Origin of the sequence: Microcoleus sp., assembly GCF_049646505.1 — a bacterium.
Classification (GTDB): domain Bacteria; phylum Cyanobacteriota; class Cyanobacteriia; order Cyanobacteriales; family Microcoleaceae; genus Microcoleus.
Genome location: NZ_JBARVX010000393.1, coordinates 1 through 7,563, shown reverse-complemented (window position 1 = coordinate 7,563; position 7,563 = coordinate 1). Strand labels below are relative to the sequence as shown.

Genomic DNA, 7,563 nt, shown 5'->3' with positions numbered 1-7,563 from the left:
GGCGTTGCTGATTCTAAATATGAATCAACTTTTCGCTTGATGTTACAAAGCTCAGCATACTTGGCTTATAGCAATTGGGAAATCTTGAATTCATATTTGTATTCAGCAACGCCAGATTTAACATCTCAAAAATCTAACCGCAGAGAACGCAGAGAAATCAGAGAAACAGGAGAGAAATTCGAGCGAGCTGATTGTACTGGATTTCACATTACCACAAGACCTCTCTTCCCTCTTCTCTCTGCGCCAAGAGCGCCCTCTGCGGTAAAAAAAAAGGAGTTGCTGATTCTAAATATGAATCAACTTTTCGCTTGATGTTACAAAGCTAACCATACTTGGCTTATAGCAATTGGGAAATCTTGAATTCATATTTGTATTCAGCAACGCCGATTTTTCAACCAAAATACTAGATTGAAACCCTCAATCAGAGTTCAAAAAAATCGGTTTCTTTTTCGGCGAGTACCTAATACCAATTTCATAAACTGCGACTACAAATATGGACTCTGTCAAACGATGTTCGGTGTCTAAAATAGATAGATTGACTGTAGCACTATTTTAGAAGAAAATCGGTATAAGTCCTATCTGATTGAGAATGGTGTTCTGGGCTTGACTCCACTCAAATTAAAATTGCTAGCGCGGGTAAAGCTTCATCAACTCCCTCACCTGTTCGGCGTGATACGAACTGCGAGTTAAGGGAGAAGCAACAACTTGCAAGAATCCCAAAGATTCGCCAAACTCTCTCCAAGCATCAAACTGTTCCGGAGGTACGAAGTTTTCTACATTCAAGTGCTTTTGAGTCGGTTGCAGGTACTGTCCAACTGTCAAAATATCGCAGCCGACAGCCCGCAAGTCCTGCATCGCCTCCCGAATTTCGCTGTCTGTTTCTCCCAGTCCCACCATGATTCCGGATTTGGTGTAAACCCCCGGTGCGATGTCGCGGCTGCGCTGCAAAAGTTCGAGGGTGCGATCGTACTTTCCTTGCGGCCGCACTTTCCGGTAAAGTCGCTTTACGGTTTCGGTATTGTGGTTGAGTACATCGGGGCGGGCTGCGAGAATAGTTTCTAAAGCTTGCCAGTTGCCGCACAAGTCGGGAATCAAAACTTCTATCGTTGTATCGGGCATGGTCGATCGTACAGCTTGAATGCACCCGACAAACTGAGATGCACCCCCATCCGGCAAATCGTCCCGGTTGACAGAAGTAATCACGACGTGGTTGAGTTTGAGCCGCTGCACCGCTTTCGCCAATCTTTCGGGTTCCGTCGGATCTAAAGCTTGGGGCTTTTTCTCAAAATCGATATCGCAGTAAGGACAGGCGCGGGTACAAGCCGGGCCCATAATCAAAAATGTCGCAGTACCCGCGTTGAAGCATTCCCCGATGTTAGGACAGGATGCCTCTTCGCAAACCGTATTCAGGGATAAATCCCGCAAAATTTCTTTGACGTTGCCGACGCGCTCCCACTGGGGGGCTTTAACTCGCAACCACTGGGGCTTAACTGTCACGCCTGTCTCCGCCTGAGTAGTGTTTTACAAATCATTATATACGAGTTCGGTCAATTTTGAATTGAATGTGATATCGTAAAGTATGGTGACTAAATTCGGGATGTAGCGCAGCTTGGTAGCGCACCTCGTTCGGGACGAGGGGGTCGCAGGTTCAACTCCTGTCATCCCGATTGACTTTAACTCTTCACGGGTAAAGGGTTTCAGATTTATTACTCTCTAGGATATTCCACTTTCCGCTCATCTTTAGCTCAGTCCGACTCTTCTAAGTAGCTGAGTATCTCCAACACTGTTTGCATATCAGCCAAGTCAGCCTTCGACTTTTTGCGCCGCCCTTTCAACTGATTGAGCAAGTCGGCCGGCTCTAGAAATTTTGCGTCGGTCGGAGCTGAGTTTTTGTTTTCATGGCGATCGTGCTGCGCTTCCTTGAGCTCTTGCTCCAGCATCTGCACCTTCAGCACCAAATCGCCGTTGCGCTCGTGTAACTGATTGAGTTCTGCATCCCACTCTGTAAGTTGCTTGTTGGCCGCTTTCAATTCCTGCCTGAGCGATTCATCGTTGTCATCGCTCAGGCTCTCAATTTTCCCAGCCGTTCCTCAATGGCGGCCATCCGCTCCATCACGGGGTCAAGACTTGCACTTACAGTCTTGTCTACAATGTCTACAATATTTGTAGACGCGACGCTATCGCTGTTTCGTGTAGACAAATCCGCAGGCATTGTAGACAAATCTGCAGAAGATGTAGACACGTCAAGACTTCCCCCCGCAGCCATCACTCTTAAAATGCGCTGACTGCACTGGCTCAAGGATTCTTCCTCCATCCGCTGCGATTCCAACCAGTTGAGGAAATGCCCGGAAGCGCGAAAACTGATTACTAAACTCATAACTGTAGACACCTGTTTACACTATCTGTCTACAATAACTGATGACTGTCTACAATGTCAACACTTTGTCTACAAAATTTGTAGACATGAAAATCCCCCAGTTAAGGGGGATAAAGTTTAGCCGTCAATTGTCAGGCAGCGGCTAAATTTTCCGTAGGTTACAGAAGAGCATTGAGATTACCCGTCCGCCCTTCATGCCGTCGCGCTCTTGCCAGTCAACCTTGCAACCGATGCTCGTGTGAATCTCAACGATGCGACCGTGCCAGTTATAGCTAATGTCCTCTGGATTGTTACCAGCCACTTCGTCTCCGAGTCTGAATGCTTTGATGGGGTCAGAGCAGGGAATGCCGGTGAGTTTTGTCAGTTTTTGTCTTTGAGACAGGGTGAGTTTTGACAAAGAATTGCACAACTCCAAAAGAAGTGAGTTTTCGTCCTCACCGTCCTCACCGACGCTCTGTGTAAGGATTACTGCCTCACCACCATCCTCACCTTTTTTATTTCGGTGAGGCAGTGGTGAGGATGAAAGTACCGCACAATCAGGCGGTGAGGACGGTGAGGATGATTTTCCACTTATTTCTAACTTTTGTTTGCAGATGCCGAAATAGTAAGCCTCACCCTTTGTCCGTTGAGAATCTGAAACTGTTTCCGTATGCCGATGTTTCTCCAGCTTGGGGAACAACTCACTGAACCGCGCAAACAGTTGGTTGATAGCCTTTACAGGAGTATCGCGCCCCGGCAACTCGTTCCAAATTAGTTTTTCCTTCTCACCCTCAATCTCAAGAATGCCAGCCTCTACATACCAGTCCCGCAATTCTTGCCACAAGTCCTTGGCATAAACGCGCTCACCTTGACCGACCTCATATCCCATGTCTCTGACAAACTGCCACAGATGCTGAGACTTTTCCTGAGCTTCCCGTAAAGCTGCGTCACTAGAGCCGTAATTAATCCCCTCAGCCAGCAGCAACGGTATCCGCTCCAGCATCCTGTTGAGAAGTGCCGGCGCAATCCGTTCCAAAATAAAATTGGGGTCTTCTTTGAACCGAGGGTCGGCTTCTAACTGGCCCTTCCCAGAGTCAGCCCCAACCGCGTAAGTTTTCTTGAAACTCAAAATGCAGTAACGGCTCCTGATAGCCTCTGCATCGCTGCTGATACTTGGCAGAACATTGCAGTTAGCCAGGAATATAGCCTCTGGCTTGTACGGATACTCGCCACGCCCCTTGTGCTCAATTGTCAGCTCATCGCCCGTGATGAACTGCTTGAGACTTTGCAGCTTATCCAGCTTCACAGCGTCTGCATTCTCGCTAGACCAGTTGCACAAAGAATTCTCCAGACCAGCAAGAGGAAACTTTCTCCCGCTGTCATAAATCTGAAAGTCCTTTAAGCTTTTGCCTGTCACACCCCGTCCCAACACCGCCACCAAAGCAGTCCGCAAAGTATCCTTACCGTTACTGCCATCGCCGTGACAAAGCAATCCTTTGACCCGCGACATCTTCAAACGAGCCAGCGGTAGACACAGTGCAGCAGCAACCGTTCTAAGGAAAATTTCACGCTGTTGTGGTTCCAGACATTCTAAAAGGCGATCGCCATCTACGGGACTAATACTGGGGTCGTACTTGCCACCAATGTAGGTGTAGACCTGCTTAGGATTGTGCGGGGTAAAGAAATGAGAACCATCTGAATTAATCCTGAGAATCCCGTTAGAGCAGTTCAGTCCCGGCGGGTTTACGGCATCAATGTCTACCGCCAAACCTGCAACCACCCAGTCGTAAACCTGATTAATGCTGGCAGAGCTGGCACGGTTGCAGCGGTATACGCCCTTAACGTTCTCAAAATAGGTACTGAGCCAATCACGGATACGGCGTTTTTCCGAAGGTTCCGACCGCAGTTGATAATAGCCGTCGGCAAATTGGTAAATTTGACCCGCAATCGACACCCAATGCCCCTCAGAGTACAGTGAAGCCTCCGCTTTTTGGACGTAACTAAGCTCTGGAGACGGTGCTGTGTCAGGAATGTAGTCACTTTCACTACTGTCATACTTCTGGCATACTACATCATCTCGCGTATGCGCGTGAGAGGTAGGGAATTTATTAGAGGTTAAAGCAGCTTTTTTGCGATCGCTTTTCTTGAGCTGTTTTTCCCATTTGTCTAGGGTTTGCGCGCTCGCCACAGATTCTTTGAATGCGTCGCCACCGTTAGCTTTGATAAAGTCATCCATGCCTTTAAACTCGGTATCCCAAACCGTGACGTAAACCTCGCATCCGCGTTCTTCTAGCAAGCGGCTAAACTTCAAAATGGCTGCACGGCAAGATGGATTGCCCGCATAGTCAGAGTCAAAGTCTATGTAGTGAACAGTTTCGGGTTGCGCCCAATTTTCAACTTCTTTTGCTAGTTGCCCGTCTTTGCCCCAATTCCAGACTCCTGTTAGGGCAATGGTTGCTAAGCCGATGCTCAGTCCAGAGCCAGCTTTTTTAACCCCTTCTGTCCAGTGCCGGGGAACAGAGAGGTCGTTGCGAGTCTTGAGCCAGTAATCTCTGTCTGGCATGGCTAGGAAGATTGCGTCGGGTTCCGTTCCTGATGCTGTTAGGTATTTGCGCGGTTTTTGCCCTTCTGGTTGGTGCGGCTTGTCGGGTTTGCCTTGTCCGTAGCGGTTCCCCGTTTTTGCGCCAGTGCGCCAATTGATGCTGCGGCACCACCAACCACCTGTTTTGATTGGTTCTTTGGGCTGGATACGTTCGTTGAGTTCTTTGGCGGTTAGCGATTCGATGTTGAGACTGGCGACAGCTTCTGATACGGCTGAACCTTCAACCCACTCGGCGAGGTGTTTGGGGCTGATGAAGGTTGAATTTTGGGATGCAGAATCTGACCCAGTGGGGTATGATAAATTCATTAGTGTACCGCCCTAAAAAGCGGGTTTAGTACCAAAAGCCGTTGCAGTTCAGGTTCCAATTGATAGCAGCGGTTTTTTGGCGTTTATAGTTTTTGGAAAATTCAAGGCACAGGAGGAACCGCCCCGCGTTTAGATTGCGGGTGCGATTAAGCTGTCGTTGCGAGCACAGCCACCTATTTCGATGTCGGGAAGCGGCACAAAGCCTTTCGGCGGGCCGCGAATAATTTCTGATTTTTGGAGTTCTCTTTTTGCGGATGTAGCAAACTCCTCAACGTTGGCGTAGACAAAAAGATGGACGAGCAAGAAACCCAGTACCAAGCACACCAAAGGTGCCAAGTGAATAGATGTCTTCAACAACGCACGTATTTGCGCCTTGATAACCTCGCAGATACCTTGCCAATACTTCCATTTAGTAGGGGACATCATTTCCCTGTAACGCCGCAAGAATGAAATCATCGTGTCGCCATCTTGAGGGTGGCACGACAGTCTCAATATTCTTTTTGCAAACGTCAATATGTCCATTTGGCTATTCTACTTCCTAGAAAAACAAAAGAGTTTTCCCTCTGATACGAACCGGAAACGAAAAAAAAACTCACTCGTCGGGTTTAAAGGGAAAAGCATTCGACGATGCTTATCCAGAGAGGCTTTCGGCGGCCTAAATTTTGGACGGATTTTACCTCTCGCTTCCCTAGCCAGTCTCCTCCACGTCGATGTTATACATCGACGAGTGAGTTTGTGGCGGGAAAGCGAGACGGCGTAAAGGTTTCGGAGAAAGCAATTTTCGAGGGGAAATAGAGCATTTTCACTCACCGACTAGACGCTTGTACTCAGCTTCAGCATCCTTATATTTTTGGGAACCGCCCTTGCTGACTCCCCAAATTTCAAGAATGATTTTTGCCTTGCCCCAGCCCTTAGCCTTGAGTTGCAGGGCCCGTTCCCCGCGCTCGTTCTCAGAACGTTCGGCATCGGGTTCAGCTAGCTTGTTGGAACGTTCCAGCTCAGACTCATCGTCATAGCCGTAAGTCAGTGCTAGGGCGCGTTCGAGCTGTTCCACAGGATTGAGAATGGCTTCGGCTGACTGTTGCCGTTGTTTCTGTGAAACGTAAACCTCGGTGGCGATTTCATCCTCTGTATCAGCTTTGATTGCTCTGGCCTTCATCGCCTCAATTTCATTTTCGTCAGCCAATCGGCGTGCGATATTTCCAGCACCAACCGCGCAAGCAATCGCACCGCAGAGGCTCAGGCCCTGAATTGATTTATGCCAACTGACGCGCTGATCGAGCGCGGTTAGCGGCACCAGCCACAAAGCCAGTGCAGCACCGGAAAGCACAAACATTTTTAGCTGCATAGAAACACCCCCGCGCCGATAATTCCCATTGCCAGAATTGCCAGCAACAAAGCCTGTAAATTCTGCACAGAAATTTTGAGCCAGCCACTAACTGAGAAATCTAAGAGCCAGCACAGTCCCCACAAAATAAATGCTGTTGCTGCCAAGAATGCGATCGCCCTGAATGCCATTGGATGCAAACTCGCTACCCACCCCAGAAGGGAAGAAGCGATGCACCCAGCAATAAAGTAATTAGCCAGATACATCGCTCGCATTAGCTCATCCCCGCCGTGAGTTTGGCTCGGATAGCGTCGATGCGGGTGCGGGCATCATTTTCAGCTTTATCGATTCCCAAGCCCAGGCGCGCATAACCGGGGCGCAGGCCGTGCAGTTTTTTAGCCAGTCCAGCATCGGCGCGCTTCTTGCCTAATTCGTTTTCGGCAACCGCGCCCTCGTATTTGCGGTGCTCTTTGTGTACCACTTTGTCAGCCACTTCAATCTTGGTCAAAGCTTTGTAAGCGCGTTTACTCTGCCTTGCACCGTCGGTCTTTTCCTTGGCTAACTCCTTAAGTCTGTCGGCTTCTTCGCGGTCAAAGTAGCGCGGTTCGGGCAATATGGGAACTGTGCGGATTGAACCAAAGTTACCGGGATTCGTTGGCGTGATGACGGCTGCATCGGTTTGTGCCAAAACTTTTGACTTGTCAATGGCATGATTGCCGTCATTGCTGGCCGTAAGTTTTCCAGCATCAGAATTGCCGCCAAAAAGGCGTAGTTGCAGGCTCATAATTTTGTCCCTATTTGAATGTTGATGCGAACTGGGGGAAACAGATTGAGAGGATTGATTTGTCGCCACATTGACATTGCCAGCACAAACACTCCCGCCGATGCGAGTATGAGTGCGATGAGTTGAGAAAAATCAACCCACTCTAAAAAGTTGGTGGAAGTCTGGCGGGTAAAGTCGCAGACGGGGAA

8 protein-coding genes, 1 tRNA gene and 2 pseudogenes are annotated in these 7,563 nt (G+C 48.8%); 2 read left to right on the top strand and 9 right to left on the bottom strand.

Going from position 1 to position 7,563, the window contains the following annotated elements:
- The coding region (locus WBA89_RS19725; RefSeq protein ID WP_424408890.1) for a hypothetical protein at positions 1-312 on the top strand (312 nt) is incomplete at its 5' end.
- A 315-nt stretch (positions 313-627) separates the two neighbouring features.
- Here WBA89_RS19725 and lipA read toward each other — a convergent pair.
- Positions 628-1,506: pseudogene (lipA, locus tag WBA89_RS19720) on the bottom strand (lipoyl synthase); the annotation flags it as partial.
- 87 nt (positions 1,507-1,593) lie between these two features.
- Between lipA and WBA89_RS19715 the strand changes: the two are divergent.
- A tRNA-Pro gene (locus tag WBA89_RS19715) sits at positions 1,594-1,667 on the top strand.
- 78 nt (positions 1,668-1,745) lie between these two features.
- Here the strand turns inward: WBA89_RS19715 and WBA89_RS19710 are convergent.
- The 8 genes and pseudogenes from WBA89_RS19710 to WBA89_RS19675 all read right to left on the bottom strand — a co-directional run.
- Positions 1,746-2,030 carry a flagellar alpha dynein gene (locus WBA89_RS19710; RefSeq protein WP_424408889.1) on the bottom strand — a complete coding sequence of 95 codons (285 nt, stop codon included), beginning with the start codon at positions 2,028-2,030 and terminating at the stop codon, positions 1,746-1,748.
- Between the two features lie 32 nt (positions 2,031-2,062).
- On the bottom strand, positions 2,063-2,377 hold the full coding sequence (locus tag WBA89_RS19705) for a hypothetical protein (protein WP_424408888.1): 315 nt from the start codon (positions 2,375-2,377) through the stop codon (positions 2,063-2,065).
- Between the two features lie 142 nt (positions 2,378-2,519).
- Positions 2,520-5,264, bottom strand: coding sequence for a DUF3854 domain-containing protein (locus WBA89_RS19700; RefSeq protein WP_424408887.1), 2,745 nt, complete (start codon positions 5,262-5,264; stop codon positions 2,520-2,522).
- 129 nt (positions 5,265-5,393) lie between these two features.
- Positions 5,394-5,786 (bottom strand): hypothetical protein, encoded by a 393-nt coding sequence (locus WBA89_RS19695; protein ID WP_424408886.1) that lies wholly within the window; start codon positions 5,784-5,786, stop codon positions 5,394-5,396.
- A 280-nt stretch (positions 5,787-6,066) separates the two neighbouring features.
- Entirely contained in the window at positions 6,067-6,612 is a 546-nt protein-coding gene (locus WBA89_RS19690) for a hypothetical protein (RefSeq protein ID WP_424408885.1), read from the bottom strand.
- Positions 6,603-6,866: a hypothetical protein gene (locus WBA89_RS19685; protein WP_424408884.1), complete on the bottom strand. Its 264-nt coding sequence runs from the start codon at positions 6,864-6,866 to the stop codon at positions 6,603-6,605. Before WBA89_RS19685 ends, WBA89_RS19690 begins: the two co-directional genes overlap by 10 nt.
- Positions 6,866-7,375, bottom strand: coding sequence for a hypothetical protein (locus tag WBA89_RS19680; protein ID WP_424408883.1), 510 nt, complete (start codon positions 7,373-7,375; stop codon positions 6,866-6,868). The genes WBA89_RS19685 and WBA89_RS19680 overlap by 1 nt, the downstream gene beginning before the upstream one ends.
- Positions 7,372-7,563 (bottom strand): annotated as a pseudogene (locus WBA89_RS19675) (hypothetical protein); the annotation flags it as partial. The pseudogene WBA89_RS19675 and the gene WBA89_RS19680, both read right to left, overlap by 4 nt.